Annotated in this window: 12 protein-coding genes and 1 tRNA gene; 12 read left to right on the plus strand and 1 reads right to left on the minus strand. The window is 64.7% G+C overall.

The window, feature by feature from the left end:
- Positions 1–6: 6 nt before the first annotated feature.
- From nuoF to IHE46_RS04630, 10 genes are all read left to right on the plus strand, one after another.
- Complete coding sequence (gene nuoF / locus IHE46_RS04585) at positions 7–1,344, plus strand: NADH-quinone oxidoreductase subunit NuoF (protein WP_192163444.1); 1,338 nt, start codon at positions 7–9, stop codon at positions 1,342–1,344.
- Complete coding sequence (gene nuoG, locus IHE46_RS04590; RefSeq protein ID WP_192163445.1) at positions 1,341–3,665, plus strand: NADH-quinone oxidoreductase subunit NuoG; 2,325 nt, start codon at positions 1,341–1,343, stop codon at positions 3,663–3,665. Before nuoF ends, nuoG begins: the two co-directional genes overlap by 4 nt.
- A gap of 5 nt (positions 3,666–3,670) precedes the next feature.
- Positions 3,671–4,687: an NADH-quinone oxidoreductase subunit NuoH gene (gene nuoH / locus IHE46_RS04595; RefSeq protein WP_192163446.1), complete on the plus strand. Its 1,017-nt coding sequence runs from the start codon at positions 3,671–3,673 to the stop codon at positions 4,685–4,687.
- Positions 4,688–4,695: 8 nt separating this feature from the next.
- Positions 4,696–5,187 carry an NADH-quinone oxidoreductase subunit NuoI gene (gene nuoI / locus IHE46_RS04600; RefSeq protein ID WP_192163447.1) on the plus strand — a complete coding sequence of 164 codons (492 nt, stop codon included), beginning with the start codon at positions 4,696–4,698 and terminating at the stop codon, positions 5,185–5,187.
- Positions 5,188–5,199: 12 nt separating this feature from the next.
- The gene (locus tag IHE46_RS04605; protein WP_192163448.1) at positions 5,200–5,838 is read left to right on the plus strand and encodes an NADH-quinone oxidoreductase subunit J; all 639 of its coding nucleotides are present in this window, start codon (positions 5,200–5,202) and stop codon (positions 5,836–5,838) included.
- A complete protein-coding gene (gene nuoK / locus IHE46_RS04610; protein ID WP_077483669.1) occupies positions 5,835–6,140 on the plus strand; it encodes an NADH-quinone oxidoreductase subunit NuoK in 306 nt (101 codons plus the stop codon). The genes IHE46_RS04605 and nuoK overlap by 4 nt, the downstream gene beginning before the upstream one ends.
- A gap of 4 nt (positions 6,141–6,144) precedes the next feature.
- Entirely contained in the window at positions 6,145–8,193 is a 2,049-nt protein-coding gene (gene nuoL / locus IHE46_RS04615; protein WP_192163449.1) for an NADH-quinone oxidoreductase subunit L, read from the plus strand.
- Positions 8,194–8,209: 16 nt separating this feature from the next.
- Positions 8,210–9,718 (plus strand): NADH-quinone oxidoreductase subunit M, encoded by a 1,509-nt coding sequence (locus IHE46_RS04620; RefSeq protein WP_192163450.1) that lies wholly within the window; start codon positions 8,210–8,212, stop codon positions 9,716–9,718.
- A 12-nt stretch (positions 9,719–9,730) separates the two neighbouring features.
- Complete coding sequence (nuoN, locus tag IHE46_RS04625; RefSeq protein WP_192163451.1) at positions 9,731–11,173, plus strand: NADH-quinone oxidoreductase subunit NuoN; 1,443 nt, start codon at positions 9,731–9,733, stop codon at positions 11,171–11,173.
- A 618-nt stretch (positions 11,174–11,791) separates the two neighbouring features.
- Positions 11,792–14,971 carry a TonB-dependent receptor gene (locus IHE46_RS04630; RefSeq protein ID WP_192163452.1) on the plus strand — a complete coding sequence of 1,060 codons (3,180 nt, stop codon included), beginning with the start codon at positions 11,792–11,794 and terminating at the stop codon, positions 14,969–14,971.
- 135 nt (positions 14,972–15,106) lie between these two features.
- On the opposite strand, the gene IHE46_RS04635 is transcribed toward IHE46_RS04630, so the two are convergent.
- Complete coding sequence (locus IHE46_RS04635; protein WP_192163453.1) at positions 15,107–17,098, minus strand: S9 family peptidase; 1,992 nt, start codon at positions 17,096–17,098, stop codon at positions 15,107–15,109.
- Between the two features lie 458 nt (positions 17,099–17,556).
- Here IHE46_RS04635 and IHE46_RS04640 point away from each other — a divergent pair.
- Together IHE46_RS04640 and rimP are read left to right on the plus strand one after the other, a co-directional pair.
- Positions 17,557–17,633: transfer RNA gene (locus IHE46_RS04640), tRNA-Met, on the plus strand.
- 199 nt (positions 17,634–17,832) lie between these two features.
- Positions 17,833–18,375: a ribosome maturation factor RimP gene (gene rimP / locus IHE46_RS04645; protein ID WP_192163454.1), complete on the plus strand. Its 543-nt coding sequence runs from the start codon at positions 17,833–17,835 to the stop codon at positions 18,373–18,375.
- Positions 18,376–18,394 lie beyond the last annotated feature (19 nt).

Genomic DNA, 18,394 nt, shown 5'->3' on the forward strand with positions numbered 1-18,394 from the left:
CGCGACATGGCAAGCACTACCGGTCCGGTCGGGCCCGCACCCCAGGAACACCAGGTCGTCTACACCACGCTGCATTTCGACAAGCCGTGGGCGATGGACAACTACGAGAAAGTGGACGGCTACAAGGCGTGGCGCAAGATCCTCGCCGAGAAGCCCGATCCCGCCTCGCTGGTCGATATCGTCAAGAACAGCAACCTGCGCGGCCGCGGCGGCGCGGGCTTCCCGACCGGCCTGAAGTGGTCCTTCATGCCCAAGGGCAACATGCAGAAGTACATCCTCTGCAACTCGGACGAGTCCGAGCCGGGCACTGCGAAAGACCGCGACATCCTGCGCTACAATCCGCACGCGGTGGTCGAGGGTCTGGCGATCGCCTGCTACTGCACCGGCTCCACCGTGGCCTACAACTACCTGCGCGGCGAATTCCACCACGAGCCCTTCGAGCATTTCGAAGAGGCGCTGAAGGAAGCCTACGCGGCAGGCCTGCTGGGCAAGAACATCCAGGGTTCGGGCATCGACGTGGACATCTACGGCGCGCTCGGCGCCGGCGCCTACATCTGCGGCGAGGAAACCGCATTGATGGAGTCGCTGGAAGGCAAGAAGGGCCAGCCGCGCTTCAAGCCGCCGTTCCCGGCCAACTTCGGCCTGTACGGCAAGCCCACCACGATCAACAACACCGAGACCTACGCCTCGGTGCCGGCGATTCTGCGCAACGGCGCGGAGTGGTTCCTCAACCTCGGCAAGCCGAACAACGGCGGTCCGAAGATCTTCTCGGTCTCCGGCCATGTCGCCAAGCCGGGCAACTTCGAGATCCGCCTCGGCACCTCGTTCAAGGATCTGCTCGAGATGGCCGGCGGCATACGCAACGGCAACCAGCTCAAGGCGGTGATCCCCGGCGGCTCCTCGATGAAGGTGCTCAACGCCGAGGAGATGATGTCCGCCACGATGGACTACGACTGCCTGCAGAAGCTGGGCTCGGGCCTGGGTTCCGGCGCGGTGATCGTGATGGACGAAACCACCTGCATGGTGAAGGCCTGCCATCGCATCGCGCAGTTCTACCATGCCGAATCCTGCGGTCAGTGCACGCCGTGCCGCGAAGGCACCGGCTGGATGTTCCGCGTGCTGACCCGCATCGTGGAAGGCAAGGGCTCGCAGGACGACCTGCATCGCCTCAAGGCCATCGCCGGCCAGATCGAGGGCCACACCATCTGCGCGTTCGGCGAAGCTGCCGCGTGGCCGGTGCAGGGCTTCCTCGCCAAGTTCTGGGACGAATTCGAATACTACGTGCAGCACGGTCGGTCGATGACCGAAGACCGGCTTGCCGCCAACCGTGGAGTCGCTGCATGAGTGCGCAGCCCACCAGCACTGCCCCCGACGTCGTCAACATCGAGGTTGACGGCAAGCCCGTGCAGATCCGCAAGGGCGCGATGATCATCGAGGCGGCCGACGCCGTCGGTATCGCCATCCCGCGCTTCTGCTACCACCGCAAGCTCCCGATCGCCGCCAACTGCCGCATGTGTCTGGTTGACGTGGAGATGGGCGGCCGCCCGATGCCGAAGCCGCAGCCGGCCTGCGCCACGCCGGTGGGCGAGGGCATGAAGGTCACCACGCGCACGGACAAGGCGCTGAAGTTCCAGAAGGACGTGATGGAGTTCCTTCTGATCAACCATCCGCTGGACTGCCCGATCTGCGACCAGGGCGGCGAGTGCGAGCTGCAGGACGTGGCGCTGGGCTACGGTCGCAGCGTGTCGCGCTATACCGAGCGCAAGCGCACCATCGCCGACGAGAACATCGGGCCGCTGGTCGCCACCGAGATGACCCGCTGCATCCAGTGCACGCGCTGCGTGCGCTTCACCAGCGAGATCGCCGGCAGCTACGAGCTGGGCGGCATGAGCCGCGGCGAGAACCTGCAGATCGGCACGTATATCGGCAAAACCGTCGAAACGGAGCTGTCGGGCAACATCATCGACGTCTGCCCGGTGGGCGCGCTCACCAACAAGCCGTTCCAGTACCAGGCGCGCGCCTGGGAACTGATCGCCAAGCCATCGGTGGCCTACCACGACGCGCTGGGCTCCAACCTGTGGCTGCACACGCGCCGCGGCGAAGTGCTCCGCACCGTGCCGCGCGACAACGAATCGGTCAACGAATGCTGGCTGTCCGACCGTGATCGCTACAGCCACCAGGGCCTGTACGCCGCGGACCGCGTCAGCGCGCCGCAGGTCAAGCGCAACGGCCAGTGGCAGCAGACCACCTGGGAAGACGCGCTTTCCGTCGCCGCCGAAGCATTGAAGGGCATGCCGGGCAGCGAGCTGGGCGTGCTGGTGCATCCGGCCACCACCAACGAGGAAGCCGACCTGGTGCTGCGTCTTGCGCGCGGCCTGGGCAGCGCCCACGTCGACCATCGCCTGCGCCAGCTCGACTTCGCCGACAACGCCGTGGCCACCCGCTTCGGCCTGCCGGTGGCGGAGGTGTCGCAGGTGCAGGCCGCGCTGCTGGTCGGTTCCGACCTGCGCCGCGAAATGCCGCTGCTCAACCATCGCCTGCACCAGGCGGCCAAGAAGGGTGCCAAGGTGTACGCGGTCAATCCGGCTGCGTTCGAGTTCAACTACAAGCTCGCCGGCGCCGCCATCGTGCCGCCGCAGGGCATGGTCGACGCGCTGCTGGCGCTGGCCCGCGCTGCGGTGGCGGAAGGCGCCGCCGCGCCGGCCGCACTGGCCGATGCGATCAACGGCGCCGCCAGCGACGAGGGCGACCATGCCGCACTTGCCGCGCTGAAGGCGGGCAAGGCGGTGGTGATCTTCGGCGAAGCCGCGGCCACCCATCCGGAAGCCTCGTGGCTGCGCGCCATCGCGCGCTTTGTCGCCACGGCTACCGGTGCCGGCTACAACGAATTGCCCGTGGGCGCGAACGCCGTCGGCCTGGCCCAGCTCGGCGCGGTGCCGGGCAACGGCGGGCTGGACGCGCAGGCCATGCTGGCGCAGCCGCGCAAGGGCTACGTGCTGTACGGCGTGGAACCGCCGCACGATTTCGCCGACGGCACGCTGGTGCTCAATGCGCTGCGTGGCGCGCAGCAGGTGGTGGCGTTCAGCGCCTACGCCAGCGACGCGCTGCGCGAGGTGGCCAACGTGATCCTGCCGATCGCGCTGCTGCCGGAAACCGACGGCACGCTGGTGAACGTCGACGGCGTGGCGCAGGCGGTGCAGGCCGGCGCGAAGGCGCCGGGCGACGCCCGCCCGGGCTGGAAGGTGCTGCGCGCGCTGGGCGGCCTGATGAAGTTCGCCGGTTTCGAATTCGACGACCTCGCCGGCCTGCGCGACGGCATCGCGGCGCGTGGCGCCGCGGCGCGCGATGCGCTGGCCGCGCGCAAGCCGGTCGCCGGCCTGGCACGTATCGCCACGTGGCCGATCTACCGCGGCGACGCGGTGCTGCGCCGTGCCACCGCGCTCAACGCGCATCCGCTGAACCGCGCGCCGGCTGCCCGCATCAACGCGGACGAAGCCGCGCGCCTCGGTCTGGCCGAGGGTGCGGCGGTGCGCGTCGGCGACGCCACGCTGCCGGTGGCCATCGACCGCACCGTGCCGGACGGCGCCGTGTGGATCGAGGCTGCGCAGGACATCACCGCCACGCTGCCGCCCTACGGCGCAGCCATCACCTTGAGCAAGGCGTAAGGCACATGGGCGAACAGCTACTCAACCAGGTCATCTGGCCGGTCATCCACATCCTGTGCATCGTGTTGCCGCTGGTGATCACGGTGGCGCTGTATGTGTGGTGGGAGCGCAAGGTGCTCGGCTGGATGCACGTGCGCATGGGGCCGAACAAGGTCGGCCCGTTCGGCCTGCTGCAGGCCTTCGCCGACGTGGTGAAGCTGCTGCTGAAGGAAGTGATCCTGCCGAGCAGCGCGAACCGCGCGCTGTACTACCTCGCGCCGCTGCTTGCGCTGGTGCCGGCACTGGCAGCGTGGGCGGTGATCCCGTTCGGCACCAAGCTGGTGCTGTCGAACGCGAACGCGGGCCTGCTTTACCTGCTGGCGATGACCTCGATCGGCGTGTACGGCATCATCCTCGCCGGCTGGGCGTCGAATTCGCGCTACGCCTTGCTTGGCGCGATGCGTTCCGCGGCGCAGGTGATCTCTTACGAACTGGCGATGGGCCTGTGCCTGGTCTGCGTGCTGGTGCTGGCCGGTTCGCTGAACCTCACCGACATCGTCAACGCGCAGGCCGGCGGCAAGGGCATCTTCAGCTGGTACATGTGGCCGCTGCTGCCGGTGTTCATCATCTACTTCATTTCCGGTGTGGCCGAGACCAACCGCGCGCCGTTCGACGTGGCGGAAGGCGAGTCGGAAATCGTCGCCGGTTTCCACGTGGAGTATTCCGGCTCGGCGTTCGCGCTGTTCTTCCTGGCCGAGTACGCCAACATGATCCTGGTGAGCTTCCTCGCCTCGATCCTGTTCATGGGCGGCTGGCTCAGCCCGTTCCCGGAAAGCTGGGGCCTGGTCGGCCACGGCAATCCGCTGTGGCTGTTCGCCAAGGTGTTCATCTTCGCCTTCCTGTTCCTGTGGCTGCGCGCCACCTTCCCGCGCTACCGCTACGACCAGATCATGCGACTGGGCTGGAAGGTATTCATTCCGATCGCGATCGTGTGGGTGCTGGTGGCCGGTTGCATGAAGTACTACGGCATCGCGGGGGCTTGAGAATTCCGATGAAACGCGTAATCAGTTATTTCAACAGCCTGCTGCTGATCGAGCTGCTCAAGGGCCTGGGCCTGACCTGGCGCTACCTGTTCAGCCCCAAGTACACGATGCGCTACCCGATGGAGCACATCCCCAAGTCGAACCGCTTCCGCGGCCTGCACGCGCTGCGCCGCTACGCGAACGGCGAGGAACGCTGCATCGCCTGCAAGCTGTGCGAAGCGGTGTGCCCCGCGCTGGCGATCACCATCGACTCCGCGCCGCGCGAGAGCGACGGCCAGCGCCGCACCACGCGCTACGACATCGACCTGTTCAAGTGCATCTTCTGCGGCTTCTGCGAAGAGAGCTGCCCAGTGGACTCGATCGTCGAGACCAGCATCCACGAGTACCACTTCGAGCACCGCGGCGAGAACGTGGTGACCAAGCCCCAGCTGCTCGCCATCGGCGACCGCTTCGAGGCGGACATCGCCGCTGCCCGTGCGCAAGACGCGGCCTACCGCTGAGGACGGAACATCATGATCGATCCGAACCTGTTCCAACTCATCTGTTTCTACGCCTTCGGCGCGGTCACGGTGATTTCCGCGCTGGCGGTGATCACCCTGCGCAACTCGGTGCACGCTGTGCTGGCGCTGGTGCTGACCTTCTTCAGCACGGCCTGCATCTGGATGCTGGCCGAGGCGGAGTTCCTCGCCATCGCGCTGATCGTGGTGTACGTGGGCGCGGTGATGGTGCTGTTCCTGTTCGTGGTGATGATGCTGGATATCGACCTGGAGCGCCTGCGCGAAGGCTTCGTGCGCTTCCTGCCGGTGGGCCTGGTGGTCGCCGTGGTGATGCTGCTGGAAATGCTGGGCCTGATCGGCGTGCGCGTGATGCATGCGCAGACGCTGGGCGCCAATCCCGCGGGCGATTCCAACACCGCGTGGCTGGGCAAGGCGCTGTACTCGCAGTACCTGCTGCCGTTCGAGATCGCCGCGCTGATCCTCACCGTGGGTGTGGTCGCCGCCGTGGCGCTGACCCTGCGCCAGCGCACCGGCGTGAAGCACCAGCACGCCAGCCAGCAGGTGCTGGTCAACCCGCGTGATCGCGTGCGTGTGGTGAAGATGGCGGCCGAGCGCCCCGTCGATGCCGCGCCGGCCCAGGAGTCCCAGCCATGATTACCCTTTCGCACTTCATCGTGCTCGGCGCGATCCTGTTCTGCATCGCCGTCGCCGGCCTGTTCATCAACCGCAAGAACGTGATCGTGCTGCTGATGGCGATCGAGCTGATGCTGCTGGCGGTGAACATCAACTTCGTGGCGTTCTCCCGCTTCGGCCACGACGTGGCGGGGCAGGTGTTCGTGTTCTTCATCCTCACCGTGGCTGCGGCGGAATCCGCCATCGGCCTGGCGATCCTGGTGCTGTTGTTCCGCAACCGCAGCACGGTCAACGTCGCCGAAATCGACAGCATGAAGGGTTGATCCGATGCCTTTGTCCACTTCAATCCTGCTGACGATCGCGCTGGCGCCGCTGGTGGGCTGCCTGCTGGCCGGCTTCCTCGGCAAGCAGATCGGCCGCGCGGGCGCGCACAGCATCACCATCCTCGGCCTGCTGGTTTCCTGCGGCCTCGCGTTCTACGTGCTGTACTCGCTGGTGTGGGGCGGCGCGGTCAACTACAACCAGGACATCTACACCTGGTTCGCGATCGGCAAGTACAGCGGCAGCGTCGGCTTCCTGGTCGACCGCCTCACCGCGATGATGATGGTGGTGGTGACCTTCGTGTCGCTGCTGGTGCACGTCTACACCATCGGCTATATGGCCGACGATCCGGGCTACCAGCGCTTCTTCAGCTACATCTCGCTGTTCACCTTCTCGATGTTGATGCTCGTGATGAGCAACAACTTCCTGCAGCTGTTCTTCGGCTGGGAGGCGGTGGGCCTGGTGTCGTACCTGCTGATCGGTTTCTGGTTCAAGCGGCCGACCGCGATCTTCGCCAACCTCAAGGCCTTCCTGGTCAACCGCGTGGGCGACTTCGGCTTCCTGCTGGGCATCTCGGCGGTGCTGTATTTCCTGGGCTCGCTGGACTACGCCACCGTGTTCGCGGCGGCGCCCGGTCTGGCCGGCAAGACCCTGCAGATCACCGCTAACACGCAGTGGGACGCGGCCACGGTGATCTGCATCTGCCTGTTCATCGGTGCGATGGGCAAGTCGGCGCAGGTGCCGCTGCACGTGTGGCTGCCCGATTCGATGGAAGGCCCGACCCCGATTTCCGCGCTGATCCACGCCGCCACGATGGTGACCGCTGGCATCTTCATGGTCGCGCGCATGTCGCCGATCTTCGAGCTGTCGCAGACCGCGCTCAGCTTCGTGATGGTGATCGGCGCCACCGGTGCGCTGTTCACCGGCCTGATCGGCATCGTGCAGAACGACATCAAGCGAGTGGTGGCGTACTCCACGCTGTCGCAGCTGGGCTACATGACGGTGGCGCTGGGCGTGTCGGCCTATGCCGGCGCGGTGTTCCACCTGATGACCCATGCCTTCTTCAAGGCGCTGCTGTTCCTCGGCGCGGGCTCGGTGATCATCGCCATGCACCACGAGCAGGACATGCGCTACATGGGCGGCCTGCGCAAGTACATGCCGATCACCTGGATCACCATGTGGATCGGTTCGCTGGCGCTGGTGGCGATCCCGTTCACTTCGGGCTTCTACTCGAAGGACGCGATCATCGAGGCGGTGGGCGAGTCGCACCGCTGGGGTTCGGGCTACGCCTACTTCTGCGTGATGGCCGGCGCCTTCGTCACGGCGCTGTACACCTTCCGCCAGATGTACCTCACCTTCCACGGCAAGGAGCGCTTCACCGTGGTGGCGCATCACGGCCATGGGCATCATGACGATCACCACGACGATCACGGCCACCACAAGCCGGGCGAGCTGGCGCACGCGCCGCACGAGTCGCCGTGGGTAGTGACGCTGCCGTTGGTGCTGCTGGCGATCCCGTCGCTGCTGGTGGGCTTCTTCACCGCCGGCCCGATGCTGTTCCATGGCTGGTTCGGTTCGGCCATCCACGTGGACGAGGCGAACAACGTGCTGGGCGAGATGGGCGCGCACTTCGAGGGCGCGCTGGGCATGGCGCTGCACGGCTTCTGGAGCGTGCCGTTCGGCCTGGTGCTGCTGGCCTTCCTGATCCAGACCTACATCTACCTGTTCAACCCGGCGCTGGCCGGCCGCATCAAGGGTGCGCTGCATCCGCTGTGGACCGTGCTCGACCGCAAGTACTGGATCGACGACATCTACTTCGCCGTGTTCGCCAAGGGCGGCCAGAAGCTCGGCCGCCTGTTCTGGAAGGCCGGCGACGCCGCGGTGATCGACGGTGTGATGGTCGACGGCACCACCGCCTTGACGCATCGCGTGGCCGCCGGCATGCGCCGGTTGCAGTCGGGTTATCTCTACCAGTACGCCTTCGCGATGATTCTCGGCCTGATCCTGCTGCTCGGCGGGTACTGGCTGTTCGGTTCCATGCCGGCTGCGCAATAAAGGGAAGCAAGCAAACATGTTCAATCACTTGCTCAGCCTTCTGATCTGGCTGCCCATCGCCGGCGCGGTGCCGGTGCTGCTGGCCGGTTCCGCACGGCCCAACCTGGCGCGCTGGCTCGCGCTGCTGTTCATGGTGCTCACCTTCGTGGCGAGTCTGTTCCTGCTGCCGCAGTACGACGCGGCACAGGGCGGCATGCAGCTGGTCGAGAGCCACCTCTGGATCGCCTCGCTGAACGTGCACTACGGCCTGGCCGTGGACGGCATCTCGGTGGCGCTGATCCTGCTCACCACCGTCGTCGGCATCCTCGTGGTGGTCGGCGCGTGGGAGGTGATCCAGAACAAGCCGCACCAATACATGGCCGCGATGCTCGCGCTCGAGGGCGTGATGATCGGCGTGTTCTGCGCCACCGACGCGTTGTTGTTCTACGTGTTTTTCGAGGCGATGCTGATCCCGATGTTCATCCTCATCGGTGTCTGGGGCGGTCCGCGCCGCGTGTACGCGACGCTGAAGTTCTTCATCTACACCTTCCTCGGCTCGGTCTTCATGCTGATCGCGCTGCTGTACCTGTACCACCGGGCCGGCACGTTCGATCTGCACACGCTGGCGGCGCTGCCGCTGACTTTCACCGAGCAGATGTGGATCTTCTTCGCCTTCCTGCTCGCCTTCGCGATCAAGGTGCCGATGGTGCCGGTGCACACCTGGCTGCCGGATGCCCACGTGGAAGCGCCGACCGGCGGCTCGGTGGTGCTGGCGGCGGTGATGCTGAAGGTGGGCACCTACGGCATGCTGCGCTTCATCCTGCCGATCGTGCCGGATGCGGGCGAGCACTACGCATGGCTGGTCATCGGGCTCAGCCTGGTGGCGGTGGTCTACATCGGCTACGTGGCGCTGGTGCAGGAGGACATGAAGAAGCTGGTGGCGTACTCGTCCGTGGCGCACATGGGCTTCGTCACGCTGGGCATCTTCATCGCCTTCATGCTGGCGCGCGGCCTCGGCGACATGGATACGGCGCGGCTGGGCATGCAGGGCGCGATGGTGCAGATGATCTCGCACGGCTTCGTCTCCGGCGCGATGTTCACCTGCATCGGCGTGATGTACGACCGCCTGCACACCCGTCTGATCAAGGACTACGGCGGCGTCATCAACGTGATGCCGTGGTTCGGCTTCTTCTATGTGCTGTTCGCGATGGCCAACTGCGGCCTGCCGGGCACCAGCGGCTTCGTGGGCGAGTTCATGGTGGTGCTGGCCAGCTTCAAGGCCAACCCGTGGATCGCCTTCTTCGCCGCGTTCACCCTCATCATCGGCGCGGCCTACACGCTGTGGCTGGTCAAGCGCGTGCTGTGGGGCGAGATCCACAATCCGCACGTGGCCGAGATGAAGGACATCAATGGCCGCGAAACCTTTGTGCTGCTTGCCTTCGCCGCGTTGACGGTGGCGCTGGGCATCTGGCCGGAGCCGCTGATCCACCTGATGGACAGCTCGGTGACGCAGGTGGTGCAGCAGCTGGTCGTCCACAAGATCTGATCGGGATAGAACATGCCTAATCTCAACGACATCCTGGTCCTGTTGCCGGAGTTCTATCTGGTGGCGGTGGCGTGCTTGCTGCTGCTGCTGGATGCCTTCATGAAGCCGGAGCAGCGTCACTGGCTGCACTGGATTTCCATCGTCGTGCTGCTAGTGGCCGCCTATATGGTGGTCGCGGGCCAGCCCGAGGTTACCGTGACCGCCTTCGGCGGCATGTTTGTGCGCGACCAGGTCTCGGAAATCCTCAAGGTGTTCGCGCTGCTGTGCACCGTGCTGGTGCTGATCTACGCGCGTCCCTACCTGCGCGAGCGCAAGCAGTTCATCGGCGAGTTCTACACGCTGATGATCTTCGCAGTGATCGGCGTGATGCTGCTGGTGTCGGCCGGCAACCTGGTGATGGTCTACCTGGGCCTGGAACTGCTGACGCTGTCGTCCTATGCGCTGGTGGCGCTGAACCGGGATTCTTCGCTGTCGTCCGAGGCCGCGATCAAGTACTTCGTGCTGGGCGCGCTGTCCTCGGGCATGCTGCTGTACGGCATGTCGATGGTGTACGGTGCCACCGGTTCGCTGGACCTGGCCCAGCTGCACACCGTGGCGACGCAGAGCGCGATGCCGAACCTGCTGGTGTTCGGCCTGATCTTCATGCTGGTGGGCATTGCCTTCAAGCTGGGTGCAGCGCCGTTCCACATGTGGATCCCGGACGTGTACCAGGGGGCTTCCACGCCGGTCACCACCTTCATCGCCTCCACCTCGAAGCTGGCCGCGTTCGGCATGGCGTGGCGCCTGCTGGAGACCGGGCTTGGCGGCCTGTCGCAGCACTGGCAGCCGATGCTGGCCGCGGTGGCGGTGCTGTCGATGGCGATCGGCAACCTGGTCGCCATCGTGCAGAGCAACCTCAAGCGCATGCTGGCCTATTCGACCATCTCGCACATGGGCTACCTGCTGATGGGCCTGGTCAACGCGGGGCCGGAAGGCTATTCCTCCGCGATGTTCTACGCGATCAGCTACGCGCTGATGAGCACGGTGTCGTTCGGCGTGATCCTGGCGCTGGCCCGCGCGGGCTTCGAATGCGAGGAGATCTCCGACCTCAAGGGCCTGAACCAGCGCTCGCCGTGGTTCGCCGCGCTGATGGCGCTGGCGCTGTTCTCGCTGGCCGGTGTGCCGCCGCTGTTCGGCTTCTACGCGAAGTACCTCGTGCTGCAGGCGGCGATTGACGCGCACATGCTGTGGCTGGCCATTGTCGGCGCGGTGTTCGCCATCATCGGCCTGTACTACTACCTGCACGTGGTCAAGGTGATGTATTTCGACAAGCCGGAAGAGGGCGGCGCCGACCAGCCGCAGGCCGATGCCTCGCTGCGCGTGGTGCTGTCGATCAACGCGCTGGCCTTGCTGGTGCTCGGCGTGTACTGGGGCCCGTTGCTGGGCTGGTGCCGCCATTCGTTCGGCCTGGGCTGAGCGTTTGTAAATTTCCGCGCTCTCGGACCGCTCGTGAATGAGCGGCCGAGAGCCAGTCGCACAAGACTGGCTCTCGAAGAGAAGCGGGCACGGGCGGGTGCAACGACACCGAACCGGCTAGACGGTTTGCCGATACGTTCGTGAGCACTGGCAAGTTAGCCGCTGATCATCAGACCGCGGCTGTTCGATATCCATAGTGCTGCAGCGAAGTGCAAGTGCCCCTCGCGACAAGTGGGCGCGCGCCCGCTTATCCTTCGCGTTCACCGACAAGGTGGACTAGCTGCTCGGCAACCACGCTTACCGTTCCGTCCAGGGCGGTAAAAAGCATGCATCCCAGCGAATTGTTGATCGAGACCTCATAGGGGGCATTCCCTCGTGGGCGGATAAATTCCGAGCCGCGGTGCGGCTCGCCTGATGCTCCGCACATGCACCTCGGGCATCATCAGAACCATGTGTCTCATCGTGGCGATCTTCGCCATGGGCGCGCGCCTGCGCTTGACATCGCCGGCCGATCGTCGTATTTGTGTTAATATAATCCAATACACTGCAACGAGTACGTAGATTGATGTAAACCGCACGATATCTAGGCGTCAGGCTGCTGCCGGGGAGGGTGAAGTCATGAAGCATGAGTCGGGTAAGGGATCGCGCTGCCGAGCTATGCCGCGCAAGGCGCTGGTGTTGGCGATCGGGAGTTGCTTCTGTCTCGTTTGCGCCGAAGGCGCATTGGCGCAGGCGGTCACGGGCACCATCCGCGGCACCGTGCCGGTGGCTCCCAACGAGAGCGTACGCATCACCAGCACGGCCGGGTTCGATCGCACCGTAGCGGTGGATTCGTCGGGCCAGTACTCGATGATCCTGCCGACCGGCAACTACACCGTCACCCTGATGCGTGATGGCAAGCCGGTGCAATCCCGCACGAACATCAGCCCGGCGGCCTCGGGCACGGCCACCGTCAGCTTTGCCAGCGCCGGCGGCACAACGGACAACCCGAAAGCATTGAGCGGTGTCGTCGTCACCGCCAGCGCCGTCCCGTCGATCGACGTGACGACCACCAACCAGGTGACCACGATCACCGCCGCCCAGCTCGCCCGTCTTCCGCTGGGAAACACTGCCGAAGCCATCGCCATGCTGGCGCCTGGCGTGGGGATGGGTGCGCCGTCACTGGGCACAGGGCAACTCGGCAATCCGCTGCTGTCGTTCGGCGGCGCATCGGTTGCGGAAAACGCGTATTTCATCGACGGCATGAATACGACCGATGCGCTTACCGGGCAGGGCGGCGTGCCGCTGCCGTATGGCGCCATCGACCAGCAGCAGACCATGACCAGCGGTTATGGCGCCCAATATGGCCGCACGATCGGCGGCGTGATCAACGAAATCGGCAAGCCCGGCACCAACGAGTGGCATTTCGGTTTCAAGGCCGAATGGGCGCCGGGTCAGTTGACGGCCGATCCCAGCAATTACTACTGGAACAATCCGCTTTATACCGCCAATCCGGCGGAAACGGCGGGAAATCTGAACACCTATAGAGCAGGCAACCGGTCGGAAGAGAACATCTACGACGCGTACGTGAGTGGCCCGCTGATCAAGGACAAGCTGACGTTCTTCCTGGGCATGGAACGGGACGACACCACCAGCTCGGCGACCTCCGCGATGAGTGAAGGTCTCCCGTATACCGCGCAAACCACCGAACACCAGCCGAAGGTGTACGCCAAGATCAACTGGAACATCAACGAGAACAACGTACTGACCGTGTCCGCCTTGCAGAACTCCAACAAGGTCTGGTCAACCGATTACAACTTCAATTACGACACGCTGCAGAGCGGCAGCCTCCTTTCCAAGCCGTTCACCAGCAAGACCAGCTACGACATGTGGGTGGCCAACTACACCTCCTACATCACCGACGACTTCACGCTGCATGCGATGTTCGGCAAAACTCGCGCCAGGTACCAGACGATCGAGGAGCCGTACCCGGGATACGACCCGACCTTGCCCAATATCGGCAGTGCCTCGCTGGAGAACCCGGCTTTCATACCCAACGGGCCGATCTCCAATACCCAGACCGAAGGAACGATCTCCGATTCGGCGCACACTTCGACGGAGATGAACTACCGCATCGACCTGGAATACAAGTTGGGTGACCACGACCTGCGCGCCGGCATCGACAACCTGCAGACCTGGGATCACGACGAAGGTTCGGTCAACACCGGGCCGGGTTATGGCTGGTCATACGGGCAGAGTGACGCAAACACGCCCATCGTCGGCAGCGATCCCAACCTGCCGCCCTACGTCGGCGCGCCGGATTCGTACGGCGGCAACCCGGGTGGCTACTACGTGACGAAGAGCTACAACCAACTGGTGGCGTCGACGCGGCTGACCCAGCAGGCGCAGTACATCGAGGACAACTGGCAGGTCACACCGAACTTGCTGCTGGATCTGGGCCTGCGCAACGACCAGTTCGTCAACCACGCCGCTGACGGTCAGCCCTTCGCCCGGCTGACCAAGCCGCAATGGGCGCCACGCCTCGGCTTCAGCTGGGACGTGCATGGCGATGCGAGCCTGCAGATATACGGCAATGCGGGCCGCTACTACCTCGCGCTTCCGGCGGCGGTTTCCTGGAACGCCACGGCGACGGCGAACCAGGCTTCGGTTTACTACACCTATTCCGGCATCGACCCGGTCACCGGCGAGCCGACAGGCCTGAAATTGCTCCCGTACAACAACGGCGGCCGCGGCGACAACGCGGGCGTGTCCTCCTTCAACGCCTACGGCCAGCCGGTGGATGCCGCCAGCGCCGCGGCGACCAACATCAAGGCCGAGTATTCCGACAACTTCGTACTGGGTATGAAGCAGGAATTCGAGATGCTGGGCTCGAAGTATGTCTTCAGCGCCAATGGTGTGTACCAGGACATGGGCCCGGACATCATCGATGACTGGGACGACACCCCCGCCATGTGCCGGGCGGCGGTCGCGCAGGGGCTGCAGTACGCGGGCACGACACTGGATCAGCGGCTTGCCAGCTGCAGCACTGTCGCGCCGGGCTTCGTATTGATCAACCCGACCCAGACCAACGATCTCCTGATCCCCGACGGCAACGGCAACCTGCACAAGGTGGTGATTACGCCGCAGGACCAGGGCTTCCCGCGCGAAGTCGTGCGCCGCTATTACGCGGTCAACCTTGCGCTGGAGCACCCCTTCGACGGCACATGGTACGGCAGCATCACTTACACCTGGTCGCGCTCCTGGGGCAACACGGAGGGGCCGGTGGATTCCTACGCCGGCCTGAGCGGTGGCGGTGGCGGCAAATCGGTTGCCCTGACGCCGCAGTGGGATCACTGGGAGCTGATGGAATATTCGTATGGCCCGCAACCCAACAGTCGCACCAATACGCTGAAGGCCTACGGCTTCTACCAGATCAACCCGGACTGGCGGGTCGGCGGCAATCTGTACATTGCATCCGGCACCCCCAAGGTCTGCCTTGGTTACTACGGCCCCGGCCAGTCGGATCCCGTCGACTACGGCAGCGCCTACCACTGGTGCGGCGGTCAGCCGTCGTCGCCGGGTTCGCTGGGCTCGATGCCGTGGATCCACACGCTCGATCTCAACGCGAATTACAGCCCGGGATGGTTGCAGCACAAGTGGAACTTCAACCTTGCCGTGTTTAACGTGTTCAACAAGCAGACGCCGATCCAGCTGGTAAACCAATACGGCACAACGATCACGCCCAACCCCGGCTATGGTCTGGTCCAGGGCATGACGCCGCCGCGCATGGTCCGTTTCTACGTGTCGTACGATTTCTGATTGGCGTTGCTGGCCCCTTCCTCGGTATTCCGGGGAAGGGGCCGGTTTGCGGGTGATCGTGATGTTGGGTGCATTCGTGTTTGACGGCTCCTGCCCGGTGCGGCAAGGCCCCTGGGATGAAATCCCCCGCACTCTTCACTTCAGATAGCGCACCAGCCAATCCACCCAACGGCGATACACATCGGTGGTGCGCACGATGTCGTGAGGGAAGTGCGTGTCGGCCGAGTAGGCATAGAACTCCACCGGCACGCCGTTGTCGCGCAGGCCGTGGTACCACTCGTAGCTGTTGACCAGGGGCACGTCCGGATCGCCCACGTCGCCCAGTATCAAGGTGGGCGCGGTGACGTCCCTGACATAGGCGATCGGCGATTGTTCGCGCCAAATGTCCCAGGTTTGAGCCGTCCACGGCGAGCCGCCGAAGTAGTAGTCATCGCCCTGCTGGTAATAGGACACGGTGTAGTCCATCACCCAGTCGGTGAGCGGCGCGCCCGTCACCGCCGCCTTCCAGACCTTATAGTGGCTGGTGAGCCAGGCGGTCATGAAACCGCCATAGGACCAGCCGCTGACGGCTACGCGCTGCTCGTCGACCAGCCCCAGTTTTTCCACGGCCGCGAGCCCGGCCATGACATCGTCGCCTGGGCCCGTCGCAGTGTCGCGGAAGATCGCGTGCTGATAGGCGTCGCCAAGATTGCTGCTGCCGCGATAATTCGGCTGGAACACCGCGATTCCGCGTGCCGCCAGCAATTGCGGCAGCGGTGAAAACGCCACATTGGAAGCGCTCTGCGGGCCACCGTGGATAACCAGGGCCAGTGGATATTTCTTCCCTGCTGCATAACCCACGGGATAGGTAAGCACGCCGTCCTCGGCGAATCCGCCGGGGCCCGTCCATGTCACGGATTCGCTGCGCCCCAGGGTCAAGTCGTCGACGAAGGCGTTGATATCGGTGAGCCGGCGCGGCTTGGCGGTGGTCGAGGCCATCACGTAGAGCTCGTCGGGGTGCGTGGCCGTGCTGCCCACGAAAGCGATCGCACCGTGCTTCGACACCGACAATTGCGGATGGACCAGCGTGTCGCCGAGATCGAGCTTTCTCGCTGGATGCGCCAGCGGCTGCTCCCACAGCGACGTACGCGTGCCGTCGTCGCCCTCCAGCAACAAGGCGTGGCCGTCGGGCAGCCATGCATAGGTTTCGATATGGCGCGCCAGGCCCTGCGTCACATCGTTGACCTTGCCGTCGACGGCGACATAGACAGCGTTGCCATTGTTCCGGTCGCCTTGCCGCGGCCGCGCGTAGGCAAGCGCGTCGCCCTCGGGTGCGTAAGCCGGGTCCGTGCTGCCTTCATCCGGCGCCAGCAGCTTGTCCTGGCTACCATCGGCCGCGACGCTCGCGATCACCGACTTGAACGAACTCCCCCAGTAGGCGTTGGGGAAGCGGGTAAAGACGATGCGGCGCCCGTCGCGGGTCCAGATCGGCTCGAGCGCGTGGTCCTGCTGCTCGGTGAACAGGCTGCCGTCGCCCTGCGTGAGTCGTCGTGCCTCGCCGCCTTGGCTCGGCACCACCCACAGCTGCCAGGGCGCGCGTGCCGATCGCGCCAGGAAGTCGTTGTCCCCGACGCGGAAGGCGTCGTCCTGCGGCTTGCCGCTCGCCGGCTTGGCTGGCGAGTCTTCGCCGACGAAAGCGATCTGCCGGCCATCCGGGCTCCAGCCATAGGCGTCCACGCCTTCGGCAGCCGTGGTGATGCGCGCAGCATCGCCGCCATCCATCGGCAACACGAAAATCTGTACTTGCTTGGTCTCGGCATCCTCGGCGAGGAAGGCGAGTCGGCTTCCGTCCGGCGACCAGCGCGGCATGGACAGTTGTTTGCGCTGCGAGGTCAGCACACGTACCGCGCCGCTGGCTGCATCGACCAGGTCGATCTGCTGGCGTCGCTGGTCGGATGCCCAGTCCGGAGTGGACGCCACCACGGCGATGCGCTGGCCGTCCGGCGAGATCTGCGGCTCGCTCAGGCGGGTCAGGTTGCGCAGATCGTCCAACCGGAATAACCGCGCGTCGTCGCTTGCCGCGGCACGGTGCGATGGCCACACCAAGGACGCGCACAGGGCCAGGGTGATGCGGGCAATCCACTTCATGTTGTATCCCCTTGCTAGCACGAGTTCCTGTTCGCGCATGGCGCTTGCCATGGTCAGGAACCGTCTTCCGCCGGAATCGGAAAAACCGCTATAGAGCGGTTTTACCCTAGCATATAAGTATGATTATTTTACATTTAGAACATGGCGCCGGGGCGCAGAGAGCGACTCGTGGACTTGCCCCGTCGCGCCGATCAGCCTGCCTCGCGCACCAGCAGACTTCGTGCGCGGTCTTGAGCATGCTCAGCGCCGCGCAAGCGGGGCAGTCGATCCATCCTGGCATTTCTCGTATCGCGAGCGCGCGAGCGCTGCAGCAGGCTGGATTCGCCGCATAGGTATCTACGTGCCGCGGGAGTGCCGGTGAATGGAACCCGGTTGCTCGGCGGAGAGAATTTCGGAACGAAGTGGATGAATGCGGCTTGCGAATGTGGCGACGCATCGCTACACTCTCCGGACTCTGATGCGGGGTGGAGCAGTCTGGCAGCTCGTCGGGCTCATAACCCGAAGGTCGCAGGTTCGAATCCTGCCCCCGCTACCAGATCTTTCTTAGAACAAGAAAGCCTCCTCGTGAGGCTTTTTTGTTGGGCGCCAGGATGGCGTCGCGCTTGCTGCGGTCTCATTGCGTGCAAGCGTCTGAGGAGCCGCCTGGAGTCGGTACATCGGCGAGGACGCTCCGGCAAGGAGCAGGGAATGGGCCGTCGAGCCCATTTTTTGTTTTCGCGATTTGGAAACGCATGATGGATACGAACGCACTGGCACAACGCTTCAGCACCGTCCTGGCCGATCTCGGCCTGGAGTGCATCGGCGTGGAATTTTTGCCCTCGCAGGGGCAGAGCACTCTGCGCGTCTACCTGGACATTCCCGAGGGCGTTGCCGCCGCCGATGGCGAGCGCCGCGAGGTGGGCATCGAGGATTGCGAAGCGGCCAGCCGCGAACTTTCCGCGATGCTGGACGTTGAAGATCCCATCCCGGGACATTATCTGTTGGAGGTCTCCTCGCCTGGCCTCGACCGTCCGCTGTTCACCGCTGCGCAGTTCGCGCGCGTGGTCGGCCAGGAAGTGAAGCTGCTGCTGCGCGCACCGCTGGAAGGGCGTCGTCGCCTGCGCGGCAAGCTGCTTTCGGTGGAGGGCGAACGCATTTCGCTGGAGGCCGAAGGCAAGGTGTTCGCCTTCGACCACGCCCAGGTGGAAAGCGCCCGCGTGGTGCCGGACTGGGTGGAGCTGGGCTACGCGCCCAAGCCCAAGCCCGGCAAGGGCCCCAGCAAGAAAAAGGTTGATTGAAGCTATCGAAGGGGGCGAC

This window comes from Rhodanobacter sp. DHG33, from assembly GCF_014843005.1.
GTDB lineage: Bacteria > Pseudomonadota > Gammaproteobacteria > Xanthomonadales > Rhodanobacteraceae > Rhodanobacter_A.